This is a genomic window from Leptolyngbya sp. GB1-A1, assembly GCF_039962475.1.
In the GTDB taxonomy this organism is placed as follows: domain Bacteria; phylum Cyanobacteriota; class Cyanobacteriia; order Elainellales; family Elainellaceae; genus Leptolyngbya_A.
On record NZ_JAMPLI010000056.1, the window covers coordinates 1 to 25,462 of the forward strand.

23 protein-coding genes and 1 pseudogene are annotated in these 25,462 nt (G+C 49.6%); 11 read left to right on the forward strand and 13 right to left on the reverse strand.

The window, feature by feature from the left end:
- Positions 1-339: 339 nt before the first annotated feature.
- On the reverse strand, positions 340-1,086 hold the full coding sequence (locus tag NDI45_RS26710; protein WP_348249544.1) for an SDR family oxidoreductase: 747 nt from the start codon (positions 1,084-1,086) through the stop codon (positions 340-342).
- Positions 1,087-1,424: 338 nt separating this feature from the next.
- On the opposite strand from NDI45_RS26710, the gene NDI45_RS26715 reads away from it, so the two are divergent.
- Positions 1,425-1,754: a winged helix-turn-helix transcriptional regulator gene (locus NDI45_RS26715; protein ID WP_348249545.1), complete on the forward strand. Its 330-nt coding sequence runs from the start codon at positions 1,425-1,427 to the stop codon at positions 1,752-1,754.
- Between the two features lie 203 nt (positions 1,755-1,957).
- Here the strand turns inward: NDI45_RS26715 and NDI45_RS26720 are convergent, their stop codons facing one another.
- From NDI45_RS26720 to NDI45_RS26755, 8 genes are all read right to left on the reverse strand, one after another.
- Entirely contained in the window at positions 1,958-3,001 is a 1,044-nt protein-coding gene (locus tag NDI45_RS26720) for an aldo/keto reductase (protein WP_348249546.1), read from the reverse strand.
- Positions 3,002-3,060: 59 nt separating this feature from the next.
- Positions 3,061-3,954: an SDR family oxidoreductase gene (locus NDI45_RS26725; protein ID WP_348249547.1), complete on the reverse strand. Its 894-nt coding sequence runs from the start codon at positions 3,952-3,954 to the stop codon at positions 3,061-3,063.
- A 67-nt stretch (positions 3,955-4,021) separates the two neighbouring features.
- Positions 4,022-4,786: an AraC family transcriptional regulator gene (locus NDI45_RS26730; protein WP_348249548.1), complete on the reverse strand. Its 765-nt coding sequence runs from the start codon at positions 4,784-4,786 to the stop codon at positions 4,022-4,024.
- 253 nt (positions 4,787-5,039) lie between these two features.
- On the reverse strand, positions 5,040-5,369 hold the full coding sequence (locus NDI45_RS26735) for a type II toxin-antitoxin system PemK/MazF family toxin (protein ID WP_348249549.1): 330 nt from the start codon (positions 5,367-5,369) through the stop codon (positions 5,040-5,042).
- On the reverse strand, positions 5,347-5,550 hold the full coding sequence (locus NDI45_RS26740; RefSeq protein ID WP_190792373.1) for a hypothetical protein: 204 nt from the start codon (positions 5,548-5,550) through the stop codon (positions 5,347-5,349). Before NDI45_RS26740 ends, NDI45_RS26735 begins: the two co-directional genes overlap by 23 nt.
- Before the next feature lie 557 nt (positions 5,551-6,107).
- Entirely contained in the window at positions 6,108-7,907 is a 1,800-nt protein-coding gene (locus NDI45_RS26745) for an ATP-dependent DNA ligase (protein ID WP_348249550.1), read from the reverse strand.
- 227 nt (positions 7,908-8,134) lie between these two features.
- Positions 8,135-8,509, reverse strand: a complete 375-nt coding sequence (locus NDI45_RS26750; protein WP_190792375.1) for a GFA family protein — start codon at positions 8,507-8,509, stop codon at positions 8,135-8,137.
- A gap of 20 nt (positions 8,510-8,529) precedes the next feature.
- Positions 8,530-9,513 (reverse strand): alpha-ketoacid dehydrogenase subunit beta, encoded by a 984-nt coding sequence (locus NDI45_RS26755; RefSeq protein ID WP_190792376.1) that lies wholly within the window; start codon positions 9,511-9,513, stop codon positions 8,530-8,532.
- 396 nt (positions 9,514-9,909) lie between these two features.
- On the opposite strand from NDI45_RS26755, the gene NDI45_RS26760 reads away from it, so the two are divergent.
- From NDI45_RS26760 to NDI45_RS26775, 4 genes are all read left to right on the forward strand, one after another.
- Entirely contained in the window at positions 9,910-10,854 is a 945-nt protein-coding gene (locus tag NDI45_RS26760) for a peptidoglycan recognition family protein (RefSeq protein ID WP_348249551.1), read from the forward strand.
- Positions 10,855-11,262: 408 nt separating this feature from the next.
- Positions 11,263-11,787 carry an ATP-binding protein gene (locus NDI45_RS26765; RefSeq protein ID WP_348249552.1) on the forward strand — a complete coding sequence of 175 codons (525 nt, stop codon included), beginning with the start codon at positions 11,263-11,265 and terminating at the stop codon, positions 11,785-11,787.
- Between the two features lie 13 nt (positions 11,788-11,800).
- Positions 11,801-13,327, forward strand: a complete 1,527-nt coding sequence (locus NDI45_RS26770; protein ID WP_348249553.1) for a PIN domain-containing protein — start codon at positions 11,801-11,803, stop codon at positions 13,325-13,327.
- Positions 13,305-13,778, forward strand: coding sequence for a hypothetical protein (locus NDI45_RS26775; protein ID WP_348249554.1), 474 nt, complete (start codon positions 13,305-13,307; stop codon positions 13,776-13,778). The genes NDI45_RS26770 and NDI45_RS26775 overlap by 23 nt, the downstream gene beginning before the upstream one ends.
- A 70-nt stretch (positions 13,779-13,848) precedes the next feature.
- Here NDI45_RS26775 and NDI45_RS26780 read toward each other — a convergent pair whose 3' ends face one another.
- Positions 13,849-15,090 carry an aspartate aminotransferase family protein gene (locus tag NDI45_RS26780; protein WP_190792382.1) on the reverse strand — a complete coding sequence of 414 codons (1,242 nt, stop codon included), beginning with the start codon at positions 15,088-15,090 and terminating at the stop codon, positions 13,849-13,851.
- Between the two features lie 371 nt (positions 15,091-15,461).
- On the opposite strand from NDI45_RS26780, the gene NDI45_RS26785 reads away from it, so the two are divergent.
- A complete protein-coding gene (locus tag NDI45_RS26785; protein WP_348249555.1) occupies positions 15,462-16,628 on the forward strand; it encodes a pyridoxal phosphate-dependent aminotransferase in 1,167 nt (388 codons plus the stop codon).
- Between the two features lie 83 nt (positions 16,629-16,711).
- On the opposite strand, the gene NDI45_RS26790 is transcribed toward NDI45_RS26785, so the two are convergent.
- The 3 genes from NDI45_RS26790 to NDI45_RS26800 all read right to left on the reverse strand — a co-directional run bounded on the left by NDI45_RS26790 (position 16,712) and on the right by NDI45_RS26800 (position 19,850).
- Positions 16,712-17,884: a hypothetical protein gene (locus NDI45_RS26790; protein ID WP_348249556.1), complete on the reverse strand. Its 1,173-nt coding sequence runs from the start codon at positions 17,882-17,884 to the stop codon at positions 16,712-16,714.
- 87 nt (positions 17,885-17,971) lie between these two features.
- Entirely contained in the window at positions 17,972-18,385 is a 414-nt protein-coding gene (locus NDI45_RS26795) for a hypothetical protein (RefSeq protein WP_348249557.1), read from the reverse strand.
- Between the two features lie 136 nt (positions 18,386-18,521).
- A complete protein-coding gene (locus NDI45_RS26800; RefSeq protein ID WP_348249558.1) occupies positions 18,522-19,850 on the reverse strand; it encodes a hypothetical protein in 1,329 nt (442 codons plus the stop codon).
- Positions 19,851-20,557: 707 nt separating this feature from the next.
- On the opposite strand from NDI45_RS26800, the gene NDI45_RS26805 reads away from it, so the two are divergent.
- From NDI45_RS26805 to NDI45_RS26825, 5 genes and pseudogenes are all read left to right on the forward strand, one after another.
- Positions 20,558-22,138 (forward strand): protein kinase, encoded by a 1,581-nt coding sequence (locus NDI45_RS26805; RefSeq protein WP_348249559.1) that lies wholly within the window; start codon positions 20,558-20,560, stop codon positions 22,136-22,138.
- 396 nt (positions 22,139-22,534) lie between these two features.
- Positions 22,535-23,134 (forward strand): DUF1517 domain-containing protein, encoded by a 600-nt coding sequence (locus tag NDI45_RS26810; RefSeq protein ID WP_348249560.1) that lies wholly within the window; start codon positions 22,535-22,537, stop codon positions 23,132-23,134.
- Positions 23,135-23,190: 56 nt separating this feature from the next.
- The gene (locus tag NDI45_RS26815; protein WP_348249561.1) at positions 23,191-24,096 is read left to right on the forward strand and encodes a hypothetical protein; all 906 of its coding nucleotides are present in this window, start codon (positions 23,191-23,193) and stop codon (positions 24,094-24,096) included.
- 170 nt (positions 24,097-24,266) lie between these two features.
- The gene (nei, locus tag NDI45_RS26820) at positions 24,267-25,088 is read left to right on the forward strand and encodes an endonuclease VIII (protein ID WP_348249562.1); all 822 of its coding nucleotides are present in this window, start codon (positions 24,267-24,269) and stop codon (positions 25,086-25,088) included.
- A gap of 128 nt (positions 25,089-25,216) precedes the next feature.
- A pseudogene (locus NDI45_RS26825) lies at positions 25,217-25,294 on the forward strand (TMEM175 family protein); the annotation flags it as partial.
- Positions 25,295-25,462 lie beyond the last annotated feature (168 nt).

The following is a 25,462-nucleotide window of genomic DNA, read 5'->3' on the forward strand; positions in this document are numbered from 1 at the left end:
TCGATTACACGAGTGCGTAAATCCGTTGAGTAAGCGACAGGCATTTCACCAACTTGATAGATTGTCCACTCGTTAGCTTAATAGAAAAGGGGCTAATTACCTAAAAACTGCTGTAACTGATAACTATCGTTTTAGCATCCGGGTCATCTCCACAGTAGAAAATACTGGGGCGATCGCCCTGGGAATCCTTTGTCTCTGAAGCGATAATTTCCGCGAGTGTAATGTTAAATGTCTCAACAACAGAAGCATTGGGTGCAAGATGCTGCACTCTCTTAGCCACAGAGACTGCTAAATTTGTCGCCAAGCCAATCGTCTGCCCAGGAGGGAGCTATCTTGTAACTATTGATTTGAACTGGGCAACATCATTGCGACTGCTTTTTCTAGCGCTTTAGGATCGCAAAGCAACTGCGCTGCCATTTGTTTCGCCTGTTCTCCTGGGTAAACTTCCTCAGTGCCATCAACTACAGCTTGGAGCGCATCACTGACCACCTCTTCCGGCGACACTTTCGGATTAGGATAAGACTTGCCCATGCCAATATCAATGGTTGCAGGCAAAACTGCAATCACCAGTGTTTTTTGCGCTGCTAGCTCCGCTCGCACTCCCTGAGTCAATGATAGGGCGGCGGCTTTGGATGCACTATAACTGCCATTAAAAGGCAGATTGACTCGCGCTACCATCGACACCATATTGACGATCGCGCCACCACCATTCTGTTTCAGCACAGGGGCAAACGCTCGACACATCATCAACGTTCCGAAGTAGTTCACCTCAATTTCCATTCGGGCATGAGAGAGATCAGGTGTAGCAATTAACCCTTGGTTAAAACCAACTCCTGCATTGTTGATCAGCAGCGTAACATCCTGGCATTGCATGGCTGCCTGATGAACTGATTGTTCATCTGTAATATCAAGGGCAATCGGAATAACTAGCTCGGGATGGTTCGTTACCAGTGACTCCAATGCTTCTGGGTTCCGAGCACCCGCATAAATTTTGGCAGCTCCTTGCGATCGCAGTGCTTGCACATAATATTGGCCCAGTCCTCCATTTGCCCCAGTGACAAGGGCAACAGAATTTGTAATGTCCATACGGTTCTCTCAGTGCTGATTAGCCTACAAAATTCCGCCATTTACCTGAATGTCTGTCTGTTCACCTAACGCGCCTCCTCAGAAACCAAAAAAACAAGCACATCGGCAATGTCTGTTGGACGTCCTAACCCTCCCAGGAGAGCGTTCAGCGGTTGCCTGTCCAATTCCTCCTGATGCCCCAGTAAGTAACGCTACTTTTCCTGCCAACGACAACATGTTCTCGTCCTAAATAAGTTAATGATAGAAATTTAGTCAATACTCAAGGTATACCGCTACTGTCTTTTTAGGAAGTACTTACTTTTTGGTTGGTATTATATATCAGTGAAGTATCAACTCTCATGCAATCAGAAACAACTGACAATACAGTGTTTGTACAAACTACCCTCAGTGTTTTGGGTGGCAAATGGAAACTGTTGATTTTGTGGCATCTCAAAGATGGCGGCAAACGCTACAGCGAGCTAAAGCGGTTAATTCCTGAAATTAGCGAGAAGATGCTGATTCAGCAGTTACGGGAGCTAAAGAAAGATGAGATTGTGAGCCGCAAAACTTTATCAGCAATGCCTCCCAAAGTTGAATACTCTTTCACAGAGTATGGCAGAACACTAATCCCCGTTTTTCAACCTCTTTGTGACTGGGGACAAGCACATTTGAAGCGAATGAATACATAAGAGCTATTTAGTAAAGTTTTCAAATAGCTCAAAATCAAATGCTTAAGACACACTAAGATGAACGCCTTGGTTGAACAGCATAACGTCAAAGTTGTGCGGCGGCAGATAACCTTTGCATCACAATCCAGATCTCTCGCCCGTCCGCTTCATCGACTTGTTAGCTTGCGATATCTGCGATCGCCCCTGCTCTTAACCCAACTTCTTTACTGATTTTTAGAATCTAAATCAAATACTGCTTTGACTTTGGCATCCCAACCCATTGCCTGCATCCAGCCAGGGTAGAGCGATGGTGGAGTAGTGAGGGTATCCAATTGGTGAATCTCTGCGGCAGAGAGCCTGAGATCGGCGGCTTCCAAGTTGTCTTCAAGCTGGTGCATTTTATTAGCACCAACAATTACAGACGAGATAAACGGTTTCGTGAGAATCCAGGCGATCGCCACTTGAGCCGGAGATGCACCATGAGCTTGAGCAATTTGCTGAATGGCATCCACCACGTCATAGCCCTGCTCCACATCAATAGGCGGCAGCTTAAATTGATTCAGTCTGGCTCCCTCTGGGGTTGGGTTTTCGCGGGTATATTTGCCGCTCAAAAAGCCACCTGCCAGAGGACTCCACACCAATATTCCAATGCCTGCATCTTCCACAAATGGCACAACTTCATGTTCCAAATCGCGCCCCAGCAGCGAGTAATACATTTGAGCCGCGACAAACTGAGCATAGTTGTAGTGTTTCTGAAGACCCACCATCTTAGCGGCTTTCCAGGCTGGAAAGTTAGAATAGCCGATGTAGCGCACTTTGCCCTGACGCACCAGATCCTCTAAGGCGCGTAAGGTTTCCTCTAACGGCGTGATTGGATCGGGAATGTGAAGCTGATAGAGATCGATGTAGTTAGTGTTTAACCGCTTTAGGCTGGCTTCTGCCGCCATCATAATATGTCGATAGGACGATCCTGTATCTGTAATGGCGTTACCCGATCGAAAGCCTGATTTTGTGGCGATGATAACCTCATCGCGACGGTTGGCAAGAGCCTTTCCAAGCATGATTTCCGATTGCCCATTGGTGTAAGCATCGGCAGTATCAAACAAGTTAATTCCAGCATCAATGACACGACCCACCATTTGATCGGCGATCGTCTGATCGATGCTGTTGGTCACGCCAGGAACCAGTTGCCCTTCACCAAAGGTCATCGCCCCAAAGGAAAGGCGAGATATGACTAAACCAGTTTTTCCAAGAGTTGTGTATTGCATAATTTCTCCTGTTTTACTGTGCCAAGCGATCGGGTAAAGGCTCGTGGAATTAGCGATCGCTAACCCGCCAATTGCCCTCCAGTAACATCCAAATCCATACCCGTCATTGATGTCGCTTGATTAGATGCCAAAAACATAACAGCTTCTGCCATTTCATGCGGGGTCATAATTCGTTTGGTGACAAATCCCTGTACTGCTTGTTCATATGTGATTCTTTGAAAAGCAAAGGATTCACGCAACTGAGGCGTATCTACTGCCAACGGCGAGATGGAATTGATGCGAATATTATGGTCAGCGTTTTCTTGAGCCGCCGCTTTGGTGAGTCCAATTACGCCATGCTTACTGGCGTTGTAGTGAGCCGTCGTGCGGAAACCAACATGTCCAGCAACCGATGCCATGTTGATGATGTTGCCACCCCCCTGCCGCCGCATTTGGGGAATTTCGTACTTCATGCAGAGAAACTCACCCACTGTGTTGGTTGTGATGATGTCCACGAAGTTATCCAGCGGAATATCTTGAAGCTCAGCAGGAGTCATGAAGATTCCAGCATTGTTAAAAGCGATATCTAGCCGCCCATACTGCTCCACACAAGTATTCACAAACGCTTTAACATCTTCCTCAATTCGCACATCGGCTCGTTGATAAGTAGCTTTACCGCCTGCATCCCGGATACTTTGAGCGACTTGCTCTCCCAATGCTTCGCGCCGACCACAGAAGTGAACCGTAGCGCCCTCAGATGCAAATGCCCGTGCAGTGGCTTCTCCAATTCCTGATGTGGCTCCGGTGATGAGGACGACTTTACCTGCAAAGCGACCGTTGGGATTGACACTTGCCTGGGGTCCCGGTGGATTTTGGGTATTGGCTTGAGCCATTTGAGCGGCGATCGCGGTTGCAAACCCGGCTACTCCGATCGCTCCGGTGGTGAGTATTTGACGGCGACTGACCTCTGACATAGTTTTTGACTGGCTTCCGCAAACGTTGACATACAGAAAGCAGGATATGTCAATTGTTTGGTTGGGTCTAGGAAATTATTGCTGTTTTACTAACGTACTGTCCAGGCGTTACTCCGACTTGACGTTTGAAATGCCAACCCAAATGGCTCTGATCATAGAAGCCTGTCATCTCCGCTACCATTGCGATCGAAAATCCTTGCATCAGCAGTTTTTTTGCCTGAGCAATTCGCAGTTGAGTTTGATACACACTAGGAGAGATGCCTACTTCCTGACGGAAGACACGACAAAAATGAAAGCGACTCAATCCTACGATCGCCGCTAATGACTCCAGCGAGATATTATCGGCATAGTGAGCTTGAAGATAGTCACGAGCAAGCCTGACCGCAGCGTGGACTGACTTCAACGGACGAACAGCAGGACTCTCCGCGGCGTGATGTTTAACCAGATAAGTAAGAAACTCCCAAACGGCTACATCTTGCTGCAATTGAGAAGGTTTCTGTTCCATCGCGGCTTGCAATCCTAAAAACAAATGATTCAAGGTTGCATCGGTAAGAAATGTCGTTGGAAAGAAGGGGGGATGGGCAGGCTTTTCAGCCATTTCAGCCGCGATGGTCTGTAGCCACATTGGTCTGATGTGCATCATCTGAAAATGGGCAGGTGAGGTTAGACAGGTGCGATCGCTCGGTAAATGCACTTCGCCTGAATGAATTACGCTCAAACTTCCAACAGGGATAGAGTGATAGACCCCGCGATAGTGATATTCACCCTGACAATTGAAACTTAAACCAAACTGATACTCTTCGTGTGAGTGCTGAGGCAGCGGCTCTACCAAACCAGACGTGTAAGCATATTGCTCCAGCAGAATGCCATCTGATGTCCAGGCACGAATAGAAATTCCTGCTGCTTTGTTTTCCCATAAAGCAATTTAACGCTTTGTCTCACAGATGATCTCTCGGTCATGCTCCTACCAACCGCTTAGCAGGCTAACGTCAAAGTTGTGCGGCGGCAGATAACCTCGAACTCTCACCGATAACCTCTGTGCCGTCCGCACCAACGAAGTGTTGGGCTGTGTCTGCTAAATTAATCTACAAACCTAACCAATCTCGCAGGGATTGCTCAAGCTGGTCAGCATCAACCTTAGCCAACTGACCGATCACTTTGATCACCAAACTTTCATGTACTGTGTACACGCCTCTTTTGACTGCGGTTACTACGTTCAATCCTGCTGCTGCCCACTCAGACAACACAAACTCACCTGCCACTAGTGAACCTGTTTTGCTTGTCAAAGGAGTAATGAGCATGTCTTGAGACGAATGCGATGTGCTAACTACAACAGCAGGTCTTACCTTTGAATTCGATAAGTCTGAGAAGGGATAGCGCACCAGTATCACATCATGCTTGGAGTAGCTGGGCATACACATCATCCTCAGCATTGTCCCAAACCACATCAAGGGATGTTTGGCTTGCTTGTAGCCAAAATCCAGCCTCATCGTCAGGTAAAACTGTTACCAGCACCCTTACCCCTTCTGGGAGTTCTGCTGATTCCAGCAGCTCAATTTTTCCTTGCCGAACCGTAGCCCAAATCGTTTTTAGCATATCTTTTGCATGAGACCATGCCTTGATTTTATGCCGTAATTCCTATTTGTGCGATCGCCTCGCTAATACCCTCAAATTGATGCTACATAGACAATCTCAAAGTAGATTAGCCTTTGATACTCACAAATAATATTGCTGTACCGTCCCCACCATGATATGAAGCAGGTCAACTATGTAATTAGACAGAATTAGTTCGGGCTATCTACCCTATAGAGGCAATTAGGCTGAATGAATTCCGTCTAATCACTCCAATCGGACATTAGCCCGACATGGTTTCCGTATAATCCTCCTGATTCCAGCCATTAGCCCGAATCCTGAGAGCGTTTCTTCGGTCTGTTTTTGCCTTTTATTCTGCCTAAGATCCTAAAAAGGAAATTAGCCCAAATCAAGGGTATTTCGATCGAATTACAGCCTAGACCACGGCTGTTTCTAATCAATCACGATTACCCTGAAGGGGGAACTGCTTCGCATCGCCCCAAACCTCAGTATTGCGATCGAAGAAAAACTTTGGTATCCGCCAACGGGACAGCGCATTCTGCTCTAGGTTGCGTCAACAACTAGCTCTCATGTTCCCCTAGTTCCGCAAGTCGCTTTACGGTGTCCAGCGTGTCAATTTCAGACACAGGTTTATCGTCACGAATTCGTAGGATGCGGGGAAAGCGGAGGGCGTAGCCGCCTTTGTGTCGTTTAGAGGGCTGCACGCGATCGAACGTCACTTCCAGCACGATCTTGGGTTCGACGGTTCGCACTTTGCCGTGAGCGAATTCCTGAATGGTGTGCGCTTTGAACCAGTCAGACAACTGCTGCACTTCTGCATCGGTGAGTCCAGAATATGCCTTGCCAACATTGAGTAAGGTGGGATCGGTTTCGCTGGCGCGGACGGCAAAGGTGAAATCGGAGAGAAAGCGGCTGCGCCGTCCGGTTCCGACTTCGGCAGCAGTGACGACCACATCGAGCGTGGCGATCGCCCGTTTAATCTTCAGCCAGTCTTTGCCGCGACGGCCGGGTTTGTAAGGCGCGTCCAGTGCTTTTACCATCAAGCCTTCGTTGCCGCGATCGCGTGCCGCCAAAAATTCTGCATCTAGTGCGGTCACATCAGCACAGCGTTTGTTGAGGGCACGTCGCAGGTGGAAGGTGTTTAAGCCGAGGTTGTCCAGGATTTGCAGCCGCTTAGTGTAAGGTTCGTTAATTAAAATTGCGCCGTTTTGGTACAGCACATCGTAAGCGACAAATGCGACGGGGATCTTAGTCAGCAGGTCTTCGGTCAGCGTTTTTCTGCCGAGTCGCTTTTGCAAGACCTGGAAGGGCAAGATGCGCTCGTTCTCAATTGGCACAATTTCACCGTCTAGAATTAAGCCTGCTTGCGGGTCGTGGGTTAGCGCAAAGCTAAAGGACGCAATGGGGGGCAGCAAGTCAGGGAAGGTCTGGGTGATCTCGTCTAGTGTGCGAGAAAAGAGAGCAATTCGAAGATCGCCGTAGGGCGTACCGTGCAGCGAGGCTTCGTCGGTGTAAATCAATGGCGCAAGGTGAATCTGTGCCCGGATGCCGTCATACTTGTCCTCAACTGCAAACTCTCCGGGCAAGAGCCGTGCGACTTCTGCTAGGTCTTCCGCCGGACTTGCCAGCATGAATTTGATCGGGTGAAACAGCTCCATTTGTGCCTGGTCAAGCTGTCCCTGTCGCGCCAGCACTGCGGTTTTGCCGATGTCGCCCAACAGCATGTTGACCCACTGAATGCGATCGACAGGTTCCTTTGCTAAGCGGGCGATCGCATCTTCGACAGCTCCTTCACGTAGACCAATTCGTAGATCACCAGAAAGCAACTTGATCAGGTATTTGGCTTCGAGTCGAGTCGCGTGGCTGAGCAACTGCACGATCCATTCTTGCTTGCGCTTTGTGCCTTTGATCTGCACAAGCTGTTCCAGTGCCAGCGCCAGATCTTGCAGGGAAAGGGAGGGAGGCTGGTGGGTGATCCAGACCTGCGCGGCAACATCTCCCAAATCACCAAGCTGTACGAGCTGCGGCTTTAAAGTTTCAGCATCGATTCCGGTAACGATCGCCAGAGCAGCTAGTAAAGTAGCTCCGCCGATATTGAGCGTCCGCTGGTCTTTCAATGGAAACACTGTTCCTGCCAGATAACGCGCCGCCAATTCCAGATCAGTATCATCCAGACTACTGAAGTATTGCCCCAAAAGCGCAGCTTTTTCCAATCGCTTGGCTGTGCCGTTGACCTGCTCCGCAACCTGGGCAAATTGCAAAAACGATCCGACGATTCCATCGGTAGAAGACTGCTCCACAAAGGCTCGATCGCTTGGCGAGGAATTCAGGTTTTGGGGAGAAGTGCTTGAGGAGGTCATGGTGCTGGATTAAAGCCGTTACCCACACCGTAGCACGCTCATTTTCGGTGAAATCGCCGCTGACCTTGCATTCCTGCCTGAGAGAGATCAGTAGAAAAACCCAGTCCGTCTCAAGGTGTAAATTGATACCCTGCAAAAGTCAGAGATAGTGATTCACCTTAGACCCGCAAGGGTCTTTTTTTTGCATCTTAAAAGTCACCCACTGCAATCGCTCGCTGCAACGAGTTCTAAAGAAGGGACTTTCCATCAAAAAGCTCAACGTCGAGGTTCAGGATATCCACCTCATCGATACAGCCCAAATTAACGCGATAGTGTCCGGGAAAGCGAAACGTTTCGTGAAACGTATAGATCCCACAGTGCTTACAGAACTGGTGTTTTGCCTTTCCTGAACCGAAGGTGTAGGTCGAGAGCGAATCCGGTGTTGCCTGAATCTGAAGCTCTGAAGCGGGGTAAGCCTCAGCAGACATCAGGGCTCCTTTTCTGCGGCAGATGGAGCAGGTGCAGCGCATCCCCCGATCGATCGCAGCCGATCGCAGGCTAAATTTCACTGCACCGCAATGACAGCTCCCCGCGTATTCTCTCAATTCTCTGGATTGCTCCATTTATCTTTTCGACGGCTTCTCTAGATTCTCAACGCCTTCATTTTTTGCACGGCTTCCACCACTTGATGCGGCTGCACGATCGTCAAATTCTCCAGCGTACCGTTATAAGGTGTGGGAATATCTTGCGAAGCTAAGCGCAGCACCGGGGCATCGAGTTCGTCAAAGAGGCGATCGTTAATGGAAGCAGTTAGCTCTGCGCCAATCCCACCCGATTTCATGCATTCCTCGACGATGATCACGCGATGGGTTTTGCTGACGGATTCGCCGATCGTGTCAAAGTCCAGCGGCTTCAGCGAAATCAGGTCAATCACTTCCGGGTCATAGCCCTGCTGCACCAGCGTTTTCACCGCAGTCATGACGTGGTGACGCATCCGCGAATAAGTGAGAATCGTGACATCCTTGCCGCGCCGCACGATTTCTGCTTTGTCTAGCGGCAGGACGTATTCTTCTTCGGGCAGGTCTTCTTTCAGGTTGTAAAGCAGAACGTGCTCAAAGAACAGCACCGGGTTATCGTCCCGAATGGCGGCTTTCAGCAAACCTTTGGCATTATAAGGGGTGGAGCAGGCAACCAGCTTTAGACCGGGAACACCCTGGAAGTAAGCCTCAAGCCGCTGCGAGTGCTCTGCGCCAAGCTGACGACCCACACCACCTGGACCACGAATCACCATCGGGATCTTGTAGTTGCCGCCAGAAGTGTAGCGCAGCATTCCGGCGTTGTTGGCAATCTGGTTGAACGCCAGCAGCAGAAAGCCCATGTTCATGCCTTCGATGATGGGGCGGAGTCCGGTCATTGCGGCTCCCACTGCCATGCCTGTAAAGCTGTTTTCGGCGATCGGCGTATCCAGCACGCGCAGATCACCATATTTCTTGTACAAATCTTTGGTCACTTTATAGGAGCCGCCATAGTGACCCACATCTTCGCCCAACACGAAGACAGAGGGATCACGTGCCATTTCTTCATCGATCGCTTCCCGGAGGGCATTAAAGAGAAGGGTTTCTGCCATGAGCGGAATTTACCTAAGAGTGCAAGTGCCAGACGATATCCAGCCTACTATCTTATCTGGTGGGGGGGACAGATATGCAAGCCATTATACTGGCTGATCCTGGTAGGAACGGTAAGGTAGAAACTTTTGAGGCAGCCTTGCATAGAGGCAGCAAAGATTTCGCCGTTTTCCGGGAGCGGTGGCTCAACCTGGGGAAATTTAAATTTGTGGATAAATCTATTTATGGATAAATCTATGGATTAAGTCATGCTTTGCTCAACAAGATAGCCGGGATCGCTAAAAATAAAATGTCTGAGCAAATTAACTCTAGTGTGGCATGCCTACCAGGCTAGATCTGAGTTATGGTCGGGGATAGAGTTTGCATAGCGCGGGACGTTCATCGAGTGGTGTGAGGGTATGAGAATTAATTTGCAGGTCTTGTCGCTGCGGTTTGTGGCGTTAGCACTGGGGGCACTGCTGGCAGTTCTGGTAATTGGCAGTATTGAGGCGATCGCCAGAGTAGGGTTTGCGAGTGGTCAATTCTCCGGCGGTGCGGGTCTGGTTGAGGCGGGAGAAAATTCGGCAGCCTGGTCATCCTGGCAGCTCATGCCACTCACCGCAATCCCTGCTCCGTCTCCGGTCCCGGTGGTGCCCGCTCCTCCCAACCGTTTACCCAATCGTTCTTCCAGACCTGCGGCTCGTCCGGCAACTCCTACTCCTGCGGCTCGTTCGGCAACTCCTACTCCTGCGGCTCGTCCGGCAACTCCTGCGGCTCCTGCGGTTTCTGGATACCAACCCCGCCAGCAGATTGCTCCGGCTAATCCAACAAACTATGGCGATCGGGTAAGCCACGATGTGTTTGGCAGACCTGTGAACAATGCGCCCATCATTGTGCTGCATGAAACTGTGGGATCAGCCGATAGCGCACTTGAGCTATTCCGCGCTGCTCACAGCGACGAATCCAGGCAAGCTAGCTATCACAGCATTATTCGGCTAGATGGCACGATCGTTTATGTGGTCTCGCCTGAGAAGCGGGCATTTGGAGCCGGAAACTCAGCCTTCAAAGGTCCAAACGGACTAGAAGCCGTCAAAACCCATCGCCAGTTTGCGCCCTCGGTCAATAATTTCGCCTATCACATTTCCCTCGAAACCCCCGAAGACGGAGAAGACAACCAGACCACCCACAGCGGCTATACCGACGCGCAGTACCAATCTCTTGCGTGGCTCATCGCCCGCACTCCGGTTCCGGTTGAACGCATCACCACTCACCGTGACGTCGATCAATCGGAATCGCGCATGGATCCTCGCAGTTTCGATGGCAATAAGTTTTTAAGGCTGTTAGCGCAGTATGGCGATCGATGAATGAGTCGGTGAGGATGCCAATCTGAAATAAGGTCTGAAATGAAGTTGAGCAGAATGGAGGCGGAGTAAACTCTTCCAATCTGCTTGATTTCTAACTCAAGGGAAAATGCGGAATATCGATTGTTTACCTGCTCTGATGCCTGTCTAATTGCCGAAATTAGTGTGTTATCTCGACTTTATGCAGTCTAATATACTCGATAGGTATTTTAGACAGACAGAAATCGGTCTAAGATCCGTATCAGGGAAATTAGACGGAAACATTCAGTCTAATCAAGAGTTAGCAATCCAAGTTGGATAACGTATCGGGAGGAACACAAGTACATCTATTGAAAGAAGAGTACAATTCCTTAGAAGTAAATTCATAACACTTGAGTTTTTCCAAATCAATTCAAGTTAGAGGAGCACTCGATGGCGACTAGAACGGTTTTTATAGGAGGAGTACATGGCATTGGAAAGACTTACTTCTGCAAAAACATAGTTTGCCATTTTGATGTGGCGCATGTCACCGCTAGCGAATTAATTGGGCGACACGTTAAGCATCAGGTTGATAAAACTGTACCAGATGTAGAAAAAAATCAGTTGATACTTGCTGAGGAACTAGCGCGCTATCAAACAAGCTGCCGAACAATATTATTAGATGGTCATTTTTGCCTCCTAAATGCTACATCAAGTATCCAAGATGTTCCATTGGAAACCTTTAAAGCAATATCACCATGCGCAATTATTCTGTTAATAGATACCCCTGAAGTAATTGTTGGGCGACTATCGAATAGAGATAATCGTATGTATAACATTGAATTAATTTCAGAATTACAATCAAGAGAAATTGAAAGAGCAGAACTTATAAGTCAATCTCTAAAAATTCCAATCAGTATAATCAACGCAACGGAAGATCTGGAGGAATCAATTAAGAAGGTAGCGTTATATCTATAATTTGGAGTATTATATGCGAGTTTTGTTAGATACAAATATAATCATCTATCGTGAAGCTAATAAGCCACCTCGTCAAGAAATAGGAATTTTGTTTAGGTGGCTTGATCAGCTACATTATCAGAAATGTATTCATCCAAAAACAATTGAAGAAATACACAGACATAAAGACAAGTCTGTTGTTTTGGCATTTGATGCGAAGATAACTAACTACTATCCATTGAAAACACTTGCGCCAGAGAGTAGTAGTATTAGTGCTATTCGAGCCAAGTACGATCGGAATAATAACGACTCTACTGATACAGACATTTTGAGTGAGATTTTCTGTAAACGTGTAGAGCTCCTCATTACTGAAGATAGAAAGATTCATAAAAAAGCTTTAGAGCTAGGAATATTAGAGCGAGTTTTCACTATTGATGGTTTTCTCGAAAAAGTTACGGCAGAGAATCCAGATCTGGCTGATTATAGGGTTCTTTCTGTTAAGAAGGAACTTTTTGGGAATTTGAACTTGAGAGATGCTTTTTTTGATTCTTTTAGGGAAGATTACAAAGAGTTTGATGATTGGTTTAACAGGAAATCTGATGAAATTGCTTATATCTGCACATCAGAAACTGGTGCGCTAGTAGCATTTCTGTATGTAAAGGTAGAAGAAAGGAATGAATGTTATTCAGACATTATTCCGGCTTTTTCTCCGGCAAAAAGGTTGAAGATTGGAACTTTCAAGGTAATCTCAAATGGCTATAAGCTGGGAGAAAGATTTCTCAAAATAGTTTTCGATAATGCGCTTCGCTTTTCGGTTGGGGAAATCTATGTAACTCTATTTGATTACACCCTGGAGCAACGTAGATTGATAGAATTGCTACACGACTGGGGTTTTGAGAAATATGGAGTAAAACAGACAGGTAATGGTGAAGAAGTCGTGTTAGTGCGTGACTTTAAACCCCATATTAATAAATCTAATCCATGCGAGAGTTATCCATATTTAAGCTCAGATTCTCGTAAGTTTCTTGTCCCTATATATCCTGAGTATCACACAGAACTTTTTCCAGACTCTATTCTAAGAACTGAGTCTCCAAACGATTTTATTGAGAATAAACCAAATAGAAATGCGATCAGCAAGGTCTATATTTCTCGGTCGTTTGAAAGAGACTTAAAGACTGGAGATATTATAGTTTTTTATCGAACAGCCTCTGGTGGTCCTGCATACTACACTTCGGTGACAACAACTATCGGGGTGGTGCAAAATGTTGTCACCAATATTAACTCTGAAAAGCAATTTGTGGAGTTATGTCGTAAGAGAAGTGTATTTTCTGACGACGAATTGCGTAAGCACTGGAACTGGAGTACTACTAATCGCCCTTTTGTGGTAAACTTCCTCTATGTATATTCGTTTCCAAAGCGAATGAACTTGCAAGCTCTTATAGATTCGGAGGTGATTCAATCAACTGAATCTGCTCCTCGTGGCTTTAAACAAATTAGCAATGAGCAATTTAATAGGATTTTAGAAGGTTCAGAAGCAGATGGACGTTTTATTATCAATTAAACCTAAGTTTGCCAATGCAATATTTTCAGGCACAAAACAATTTGAGTTTAGACGTGCTATTTTTAAGGACAAAGCTATTAAAAAGGTGTATGTGTATGCATCTAAACCCATTGGTTTAGTAATTGGTGAATTCGAAATAGAAGAAGTAATTTCTGAAGATCCCGATTCACTTTGGAATATTACCAAAGGTGCTTCAGGAATTAGCAAGGAATATTTTGATGAGTACTTTAAGGGCAGGCTGATTGCATATGCAATCAAGGTGAGTGCAGTGCGAGAGTATTCTAAACCAGCAACATTGATGGAATTGTTTAATATAAATCGACCACCGCAGTCTTTCATGTATGTAGATCTGAATCCGCTGGAGATTGCTAACAATTCCGATGCACCGGAACGAAGCCAGGTTATCGGTGAAATATCAAGCTTGTCTGCGTTCGGTAAGCAGGAACGTTAGCGAAAAACGATCAATGGGTGAAAACTCACAGAACAAAAGCATCGCTTCACCCACCGGCTCACCTATCCACCTACACCAACTTCTCCATTGCCCTTGCCACAGCCCCGATCGCTTGCTCTACTTCATCCTCTGATACCACCAGCGGCGGCACAAAGCGCACCACTTTTGGACCTGCCGGAACGAGCAGTAAGCCTTCCGCGATCGCAGCATTCACAATTTGAGGAGCAGTTAGTTCGGCATCAGAATTGATCACCATCCCGTTAATTAAGCCCCAGCCGCGTACTTCGCTGATGATAGTGGAATATTGAGCGGCGATCGATCGCAGTCCGGCTCTTAGCTGCTCTCCGCGTGCCTGGACTTGAGCCAGCAAATTTTCCTGTTCTAGCGTCTGGCAGACCGCAAGGGCAACGCCGCAGGCAAACGGATTGCCGCCAAAGGTGCTGGCATGATCTCCGGGCTGGAAGACATCGCAGAAGGATTTGCACAGCATTGCGCCGATCGGGATGCCGCCACCGAGTCCTTTCGCAGAAGTGAAAATGTCTGGTTCGATGCCCAGATGCTCATAGCCCCAGTATTTACCCGTGCGCCCCATACCGACCTGCACTTCGTCAAGGATCAGCAGAATGCCCTTCTCGTTGCAGATTTCGCGAATGCGCTGGAAATAGGCAGCTTCACCGGGACGCACACCGCCTTCGCCTTGCAGTGCCTCCAGCATAATGGCGGCGACCTGCGCTTCGGACTGATCGAGGAGGGCGATCGCCTCTTCCAGGGCAGTAATGTCGTTGTACGGGACGTAGTAGAATCCCGGCATCAGCGGGTCAAAGTTTTTTTGATATTTCGGCTGCCCGGTGGCGGTGATGGTGGCGAGGGTGCGACCGTGGAAGCTGGCGTGGGCAGTGAGAATGACAGGGTTCTGAATGCCGCGCACGGTATGGGCGTATTTGCGGGCGAGCTTGATTGCGCCTTCGTTGGCTTCTGCGCCGGAGTTGCAGAAAAACACGCGATCGGCACAGGAATGATTGACCAGCCAGTTTGCCAGCTCGCCTTGTTCGGGAATGTAGTACAGATTAGAAACATGGTGCAGCTTCTGAATTTGCTGCGTCACGGCATTCACCATTGCGGGGTGAGCGTGTCCTAAGGTACAGGTAGCAATTCCGGCGACAAAATCCAGATACTCGCGCCCTTCGGTGTCCCACACGTGGCAGCCTGCCCCACGCTCCAGGGTCAGCGGAAAGCGGGCATAGGTAGCCATCACATAGCGATCGAAGGTTGCCGGGTCAGCAGCCGTAGAATTTGCTGTCGGATTGGGCATCAGGGCGAGATCTGAACTCACGAATTGCTCCTTGCAGGTAGAAGTTGGGTGGGCAGTTGGGAAGCTCATCCGCTGCACAGATTCAGTGACTTGTTCAGTGACTTGCGAGCGCAACCAATGAATTTCCCTGTCTCAAGTCTTTGATCTTAAGCCACAGTTCCTAGTATTACCAGGAACGATCGATTGTTTTTAGCCGATCGTTGACATTCTGGACTGCGACTTGGATCTGCGCTCCTAGCTCCTTCAGTAGGGCTACGGTGTAACCAGAACCTTTGCGACCTTTTACACAACCCCCGACACCATCAGCAGTTGCGCTACAGTCAAAAAGAGATTTGACGCACGATCGCTCCTTGTTTTAATCCGCGCAAAATATGAATACAGAATCCTTGCGAATGCAGGCAGTCCAGTCTCCGGTGATTCCAATCGTTGGAGATTTAATTCGCAGCAATCCCGGTACGATTCCGCTGGGGCAAGGGATTGTGTTTTATCCGCCGCCACCGCAAGCGATCGAGGGCATCAGCGAGTTTCTTGCGAATCCCAACAATCATCGCTATCAGTCAATCGAGGGCATTCCGCCGCTGCTGGAGACGATCGCCCGCAAGCTGAAAACTGATAACGGCATCGAAACTTCAGACGCGAATCGAATTGTGGTGACGGTTGGCAGCAATATGGGTTTCGTGAATGCGCTGCTGGCGATCGCAGATGCGGGCGATGAAGTAATTCTGCAAACGCCTTTTTATTTCAATCACGAGATGGCGATTCAGATGGCGAACTGTGCGGTCGTGACGGTTCCCACTGACGCAAATTATCAGATTGATCTCGCTCGGCTCGAGGCAGCAATTACGCCAAAAACAAAGGCGATCGTCACGATTTCCCCCAACAACCCGACCGGAGTCGTTTATCCCGAAGCAACTTTGCGGCAGGTGAATGCCCTGTGTCGCGATCGCGGCATTTATCACATCACCGATGAGGCTTATGAATATTTCACCTACGATGATGCCGTTCACTTTTCTCCCGGATCGATTCCCGATAGCGAATCCTACACGATTTCTCTGTTTAGCCTCTCGAAGTCCTACGGCTTCGCAAGCTGGCGGATTGGCTATATGGTGATTCCCGCGCACCTGTTTACGGCAGTCAAAAAAATCCAGGACACGATCGCGATCTGTGCCCCGGTGATTTCGCAATATGCAGCATGGGGTGCGATGCAAACTGGCGCAGAATACTGTCGTCAGCAGCGTCAGGCGATCGCCCAGGTGAGGCAGCTCTGCCTCAAAGAACTGTCCACCGTTTCTGATCTTTGCACCGTGCCCCTGGCAAAGGGAGCCTTTTACTTTTTGCTCAAACTCCACACCGATCTAGATTCCATGACTGCCGTTGAGCGGCTGATTCGTGGCTATCAAGTGGCAGGGTTGCCAGGAATTGCCTTTGGTTTAACCGACGGCTGTTATTTACGCATTGGCTATGGCGCACTGCAACCGGAAACGACGATCGAGGGAATGCAGCGATTGGTGCGGGGAGTGAGGGAGTTGGTGGGGTAGAGGGGTGAATGGGTGGATGAGGCGATGAGAAATAAGGGATGAGGAGTTGGGGAGTAGTTTCTGATGTCTTCTGATCAGTGTTTTTAGAGGTTAAGGTTGAGGATGCCGTCGGTGTTAGGGGCTTCGGCGATCGCTTTATTCTCGACAGTGGGTGCGACCCCGGTAAAGGGTGATTCGCTTTGCTGGGAAAAGAGCTGGTCTTCGCCAGAGTTTGCCGGAGTCATCTGGGCGATCTGCTGCTGATTCGCGAGAATGGCTCGATCGATCGCCTGCATCCGTCGTGCCTGATCTTGGGTAATGCGCACCTCGTTGTTGCCTAAACCGGGTGCATCCCATCGCTGGGTTTGAGGATTAATAAACGATCGGACTCGTGCAGATAGCACTGCATCTGCTTCTGGTTGCCCTTCTGATTTGGCGACTGCTAGCCAATCCACATAGCCCTGCTGTCCCAGTGCGGCAAGCGGAGCCTGATTTGCCAGGTCAATACCGTTGAGTTTCTCGCTGAGGGTGAGAGCGAGTCCTTTGTCGCTGGCTTTTTGCAGAATTTGGTCTGCCTGTTTGCGAAGACGGGCAAGCTGTTTGGCATCTGCATCTTCGGGAGAGGTGGCAGCGTGCTGGTAGGAGAAAGAACCTAAGTTCCAAACTCCGTTACCCGGATCAGTGTGACCATAGTAAGCCGGGTTACGTGAGCCGTCAGGGGTGCGGGTTCCTTCAGCCGAGCCAACTGCTTTGGCAACCAGAGAATTTTCGTTTCCGGCAAAGAGTGCATTGAGAGCAGGCGCAGCCGTTAGAGTTGCGGCAGGGGTAGCAGGAGAAACAGGCGCAGTCGGGGTGGGTGCAGCCGCAGTCGGCGCAGGTTTGAAGGGGGAGTCAAAGGTATCAAAGGCAATTCCTCCTCCGTTATCTTTGTGAGCTGGTTTTTCTTGCAAGGGGCGATCGGCAGGAGCGCTTCCATCTGTAAAAGTCGCCTCAGTTGGAATTACCTCAGTTGGAATTGCCTCAGCTGGAGTTGCCTCACTCAGAATTACCGCTGGTGGAGGAGACGGTAGATTTTGGCTTGACGAATCTTGTGCGCCGATCGGAGCATCCCCACCGTTTTCAGGCAGGATGGTTGCAGGAGTCGCAGCTACGGGAGTTTCAGTTGCAGAAGTTGCGATTGCTGGCGTTGCAGTCAGAAAATTAGCTTCGGTGGCATGAGCCGCATGACCAAAGGTAAGAACAGAGAGCCAGAGCAGTAGATAGGTCAGGTGTTTCATAGCAAAGAGAGCATCAGCAAAGATCGATTATCAATGCGAGGAAAGAGAGGAAACAGAGAAAAGGAATGAGACGAGAATGAAAAAAATTTAGTGCGGAAACCGGAACTGATATCCGGCGTATTCGTCACCCTCATACAGGACGACCAGCCAGGTCTGAGGATCGAACGCAAGGGGATAGACGGCACGTTCTGCGGCAGCTCCGGCACGGATTTCAAGACCGGGTAATTGGCAATAGGGAGCCTGTAAAACCTGCTCAACTCTTGCTTTAGTATCCCGTTCAGAAATTGCCAGAAACTGAGCTAACTGTTCTCTCGAAATCACCACGCTCTCATTGACTTCTCCCTGACAATTCTCAGGACGCTGGGCGAGGCGATCGAACGGAACCACGCGCTGCACATCCACTAATAACGCAGCCAGCCCGATTACCATGCCAGCAATTACAATTCCCTGCATGGAGATCACAGAAGAACCTGTTCTCGTGCGACTAGATGATTTCATCATTGCCGTTCTCCCGTGCCATCAAGACGAAACAAGACAAAACAAACACGAGCCATCCGGCTCCCATTAAGACAAGACTCATAGCACCTCTAGAGAAATGATTTGCATTAACTGATTTGCATTAACTGATTTGCATGAGCTACAGCCTGCCGCCAATCAGCAAACCGAGCAAAATGATGCAGAGCCGATAGCCCCAGGTAATGCCCAATTGCGGAGCGGTTGTGGTTCGATGAACGGCGATCGCTGCCGGAATCACAAGCAAAATCATTACCGGAACAACCAGCAGCGGCATGGCTTCTAGCAGCAGGTTCAGCAGCAGACGAGTCAGAGCCGCACCCAACAACAGGGTCAGCGTTTCGTGCAGCGTGAAAGGAACAGCTTCGTTGATTTCAGAGTGCGATCGATTCGCAAAGAGCCAGCGTCGGAGCCGTTTTAATAAAGGTAAGCGTCTGCGAGACCTGCGGCGTGAAGGAAATTCTTGGTACTGCGTTTCCTGATACTGGGCTTCCTGATACTGTGTTCCGCGACGTTCCTGACGCTGGCGCAGCATTTGTGCAGTTTCATCGGCCGTATCGCTTGCCTCAATCGGGACATGAATTTGCAGTGTCATTGGCTCAGCCGATTGAAGAGACAAATCACGCATCGCTAGCTTCACCTGTCCCTGCGGATTTTCGACATAAGGGAGCGAAATGGGCTGCTCTAATGGCAGAGATAGCCTTGGGGTTGGGCGACTGGCTTCAGAGGAACCCGGGTTTGCATTGCTCTGACTTTTGCGCCGTTCCCGATCGATTTGGGCAGCGATCGATTGGAGCCTGCGAAGGGCGGTTTCCTGGGTCTGGGAAAGCTGATTGATCTGTTCTGCCTGTGCTTTTAGCTCTTGAAGCGCGGGACGAATCAGCGGCTGAGCATCTTTGATAGGGGCAGATAAACGGGTTTGGGCAGGCTGCTGCAAACGGTTTGCATTCACAGAATCGTTTTGAGCGGAATCGCTTTGGGCAGAATGGCTTTGCCCTGCCACCGATTGAACGCCAGCCTGAACGCTGGATTGAACGCTAGATTGAATTTTGGGTAATTGCGTTTGATGCACCGAAGTTTCATATAAACCCGTCTGCTGCAAACGAGTTTGAGGGACACGAGTTTGAGAAACAGGAGGCTGAACGGGAGAACGATCGGGAGGAGCAAATTGAGAACGTAACGAAGAATGAGGCAGCGATACTCCGGGTGATGGTGGTTTGAACTCAGGTTTAAACTCAGCTTGAGCTGCGGGTTTAAACCCAGAGATAGCCGCTGGGGGGCGTTTGGGTTGGTTTGAATTGGCAAAAGGTTCGGTAGTGGCAGGTTCAAGCGGAGCCTCGATATCAGGCAACTCAACAAGAGCGACTAACCGTGACTGGGGCTTGTTCACATCCGCGCAAATCGATTCCAATTCAGTTTGAATCGCTTTAATCTTGGCTTGCAATTCGTTCATAAGCTTTATCCAGGAGTTTTGGGAGAGGGAAACGTTGGAGCAGGGCAATAGGCAGCGTCAAAAGGCGATCGAGAAAAATAGGGAATTAAACCAGTCGTCAAAAGGCGTTAAATCGAAATCGCTGAAAAATAAAATAAAAGAGACAGGACAAGAGAAACAGGACAAAACCATGAAATAAAACTGCGAAGGTTCTATAGCTGTTTTGCACCAGTGCAAATTACGCTGTAAGATCCAGTCCTGGGGGGGTGGTAGTACATCAGTACATTATTAATAGTACCTTTGTACTGCATGCAACGGAAAAAGTAAATAGGTAAAACCATCAGCGCACAAGTTTTTTATTGTTTCTTAGGCGTAGCTGAATCAGCTGCATCAGAGTATGAACCGTTGAGTTTGACATCGCTGGGTAGCCCCCTCAAGGAATTAATGCCGGGGGGCTTTGAGCATTGAAAGGTTTTGCACCCGTGAAGGATTGAGGAGTTGAAGGGTTGGGAGTTGAAGGGTTGAAGGGAGAATTCATCGCAGGATTGAGCAACGCCTGATCAATTTCCTCTCAATGTCTTATAAACTCTTACGGATAGACTCTTACGGAAAAGGAAGTTGCTTTGCTGTAGAAGCCAGGATGCAAAGAGCTAGGATCTTCGCAGGTACGGTTTAGTCTGGGTCGATCGATTGGTACAGTAGAGCGGAAGTCAGGTCACAGAGAAGCGATGCACACACTGATTGGCAAACGGCTGCAAGGCGGCAAATACACGCTCGATCAGGTGGTCGGGCACGGCGGATTTGGCATTACCTTTCGGGCAACCCATCACCTGCTCGGACAAACAGTAGTGATTAAAACCCTGAATGGGCTGGCCGAACCCGACCCGCAGAAGTTTGATGCCCTGCGGCGCAGATTTCAGGATGAGGCTCGGCGGCTGGCACTTTGCCTGCATACCAATATCGTGCGGGTCAACGATTTCTTTCTCGAAGATGGCTTGCCCTATCTGGTAATGGACTATGTGCCGGGGCAGACGCTGCAAGAAGTGGTCTTTCCCGATCGCCCGCTGCCTGAACCGATCGCCATTCACTACATTCGACAAATCGGCGACGCGCTGCGGCTCGTTCATGCCAACGGACTGCTGCACCGGGATGTCAAACCCGACAACATTATCCTGAAAGAAGGAACGCAGCAGGTCATCTTGATCGACTTTGGCATTGCCCGCGAGTTTAACGCCGATCGCACCCAGACCCACACCAGCTTCCTGTCCTCAGGCTATGCCCCGATCGAGCAATATTTTTCGCAGGAGAAACGCACCCCTGCCACTGATGTCTATGGTTTAGCAGCGACGCTCTATGCCCTGCTGACGGCTCAGGTTCCCGTTGCCTCGGTGTTGCGCGATCGGCAGCCGATGCCTGCGCCCCAGGAACTGCGCCCGGAACTAAGTACGACTGTCAATCAAGCCGTGATGCGCGGCATGGCAGTAGAAGTGAAATATCGCCCGGAGACGATCGATCAGTGGCTCGCCCTGCTGCCTGCTGCCGTACCTGAGCTACTTCCTCCGGGTCAGGCAGAATCTCATCCAGCCACGCAAGCCCTTCCCAGACGAATTGCGGCTCCTCCCGTTCAGCCTCCTTCCCCGACGGCAGCGGCGACGGTTGCAGTGGCTCCAAAACGTCCAGCGACGGTGGCTGCAACTCCGGTTCCCAGAGCAAATGCTTCGCGTCGATCTCTTTCCAGCGGCATGATTTGGGCAATTGTGGGATTGGCAGCCCTCTTGGGCACAATGGTGGCAGCCCTGGCAATGGTGTTGCGGACTCCGCCTGCATCACAAACTGAGACGATCGAAACCGCGCCCATCCCCGCACAAGAGCAACCCGCTGAGCAAATCCCTGAGCCTGAAGTCTCTCCGCTGCCCACAGAAGCGCCTGAGCCTGAGGCAAGCCCTACCCCAAGCCCCAGTCCCACGCCTGAGGCAAGCCCCACCCCAGTCGAATCTCCGATCGAGTCCCAAACCGAATCTCTCGCTCCAGAACCTCCGGCTGCCTCTCCTGCCCCGCCTGATCCTCCAGAACCGCCTGCGCCCGACGAGCCAGAAGCTCCTGCACCTGCTCCCGAAGCGTCTCCTACCCCGCCTTCCCCTGCGCCAGAGTCCAATTCCAACCAGCCGATCGATGAACCGCCCCCGAGCGAAAAGCCCATTCGCCCTAGTGAGCCGACCAGTGAACCGATCACCGAACCGCCCCCACCCCAGGGTCGCTCCCCTGAAGGAATCTCTGCCCCACCTCCAAAACTCCCCCAGATGCAGTAGCCTAAGTGGCCTCAATTTTCTCGATTTCCTCAATCCCCTCAACTCCCTCCATTTCCCCAATTTCCCCGACCCCAGCCAACCAATCCCATCCCAGCTGAATAAACCAAAAGCAGGCGGAAATCCGTATTGCTCCCGTATCCCTCAAAGGATTGCAATCAAGTTAAACCATAGATAGACGGTTTCCTTACAATTCGCAGATTAAATTGATTTAGATTTAGCGAAATAGTTATCGTCCAAGTTGGCGTTATTAGGGGTCAATCATTTTTATTTAGTTCACTGTCATTTGATTCGGTAATTAAGAGCCGTAAGGGAACTTTAGAAAAGCTCTGAGTTTCCTGCAAATGATGTTTTTTCTCGGTTGACCCAACCTCTCAAACTGCCCTCATCAATTGACTTATGACTTCCTGGCGCGATCGACTTAACCGAATGAGCGGTAAAACGCAAATCACCGTCTGTCGGATTTTTATCCATCTGGCGGGACGCGAAGTTGCGCCGCTGTTAGGCGTGTTAAATCAGGCTGCACAGGAGGCAATGGATTCAGAGGGCGAGATGGAGGTTTTGGGAGAAGGATTGGTGCAGATTTGCGAATCCCTCCTGCAATATGACACCTACTGGCAGTCAGCAGCGAACGAAGGCGATATGTTTTGGGATGAAGGTGACGCAGACGATTACGTGACAGAGCTGTTTACGGATTCGGCACAGCGATATGGCACGGCAAGGGATAGCGAAACAGATACCGAAGAGGATGATTTGCTGATTCCTGTCACCGAAAATCTGGTGGTGATGCTGACTGTCGCTTATGAAGGATCCGCAGATGCTCTGGAGACCGATCTGGGCAACATGACCGCACTCCGAACTGGATTGAAGACGCTGATTAACTTGCACTATGCTGGACGATTGAGGGCAATTCAGGTTCACTTCTCGCCTGCGCGTCTGGGCGATGAATTGACTGACGATCAACTGCTGCTTAATTTTCCAGAACTGGTGCCGCTATGAGTATTACCCTGCATTCATTTTTGAGGCGTATGCTTCGCAAATTTTTGATCGTTTCGATGGCTTTCAGCCTTGCTTGGACTACGGCAGCCTGCACTGCTCCCTTTGATGCAACGGCAGATGCTCCGCAGCAAACCCAGACTTCTCCGCAAGCTTCTCCGCAAGCTTCTCCCCAGACCAATCTGTCTGACGGAGAGTACCCGGTACAGCAGGCAACTTATGACGACAGTATTGGCGAATATTCCGTCATGCTGCTTAACACTCGTGCCGGTGAATCCTCGATTTACCGAAGCACCAATTTGCCCCTGGCACGACTAACTGATGAGCAAATTAAAGCAGGACAAAAAAGCTTTCTCAAGGTTGAGAATGGCAACCCTGCCCTGTATCTGAGCGAAGATTTTCGCATCGAGTACGTTCACAACGTAACGGAAACCCAGCCTAACCCGGAAACTGGGCAGTCCGAAGTGGTCGTGGTTCGTCAGGAATCTAGCTTCTGGACTCCTTTTGCAGGTGCATTAGCTGGACAGGCTCTCGGTAGTTTGCTGTTCCGTCCCACCTATTATTTCCCGCCCGTTTATCAGCCTGGAATTCCGTTAAGGGGCTATGGCGGCTACGGCAACAGTTACGGGGCGGCAATCAATCAGTATCAACGCCGCTATCAGGCTCCGCCGATCGAAGTTCGTAACCGTCAGGCACTTCGCACTACCGGACAGCTCAGAACCCCTTCGGTGACAGCTCCTGTTCGCGGGACTAGCCGCGCTAATGGATCGACAGGCGGTGGTTTTGGCTCTAGCAATCTGAGACGGGCAAATCGATCGACAGGTTCAGGCTATGGCTCTAGCAACCTCAGACGATCGAACCGAACCACAACGCCAACCTTCCAGCGACCCACTAACAGAAATCGAGGCTTTGGCACTAGCGGTCGCCGCTCCGGTGGATTTAGAGGTGGTGCCAGAAGACGCTAAAGCAATCACTCGATTCAGCTAATTCTGTTTAACCGAAAAGCCTGGGAAAGAAATAGATTTGCCTTTGTGCAGTCTAACTCTCCTGGGCTTTTTCATGAGTTCGTGAGTGAATGCAGCAGAAAAACTGAGACAGGCAGTACGATCGAAACGTTAGCGCAGTTAGCTCGCCCATGCCAGAAGGACCAGAAATCAAACGTGCGGCGGATCAGATTGCGAAGGCGATCGTCCCTTATCCCGTGACTGAGGTATTTTTTGCGTTTGAGCATCTCAAGCCCTACGAAGCAGTTTTGCGCGATCGACGCATTCTCTCGGTGTTGCCCAAGGGCAAGGCATTGCTGACCCGATTTGATAACGATCTAACGCTCTACAGCCACAATCAGCTTTATGGCATCTGGGTGATTCGCAGTGCTCATCAGTATCCCGAAACCAATCGGCAGTTGCGTTTAGCCATTCACAACGCGAAAAAATCCGCCCTGCTCTACAGCGCATCCGATATCGAAGTGCTCACGCCAGAAGGAGTCATGTACCATCCGTTTTTGACGCGCCTTGGTGTGGATGTGCTTGATCCCGATACCACCATGGAACAGGTGATCGATTGCCTTAAAGACAAGCAATTCTCTCGCCGCAATCTGCCCGGACTGCTGCTGAACCAGGGTTTTCTCTGTGGTCTAGGCAACTACCTGCGAAGCGAAATTCTGTTTGTTGCCCGTGTGCCGCCCTCCTATCGCCCGATCGATTGCTCCCCAGCTCAACTTGCTGCCCTTGCTCAAGCCGCGATCGATCTGCCGCATCAATCCTACATTACCAAAGGCATCACGAACGATTTAGCGATTGTCCATCAGCTCAAAGCCGCAGGCAAAAAACGCTCTGAATATCGCCACTGGGTCTTTAACCGCGAAGGCAAACCCTGTTTTCGATGCGGGACGGCGATCGTGAAAGAAATGCTAGCGGGAAGAAGACTGTATTACTGCCCCAATTGTCAACAGCAGTGACGGAAAGCATTCCCGGTCAATTGGTTTTTCCGCTTGTGGTTGAGGGCACTTAAGGACGCGCAAAAGACTGGTAAGGTACAAGATATCTAAATTCACTTTGTTAAAAGCAGAAAAGGAGCGCATAAACCATGAATAAAGGGAGGTTAGAAGCATTTAGCGATGGTGTTATTGCCATCATTATTACCATCATGGTGCTGGAGTTACAGCAAATTTCATGTGAATAGACCACAGTGATTGAACCAACCAATGGCGTCATCTTCAGTAATGAACTGAACTGCTTCCGTCATCGCTTGGTCGAGGGCTTGATCGGTGCGAGCCGCTTTTGAGCGAAGAAACTGCTTGAGTTTCGACCAACAGAGTTCAATCGGAGATAG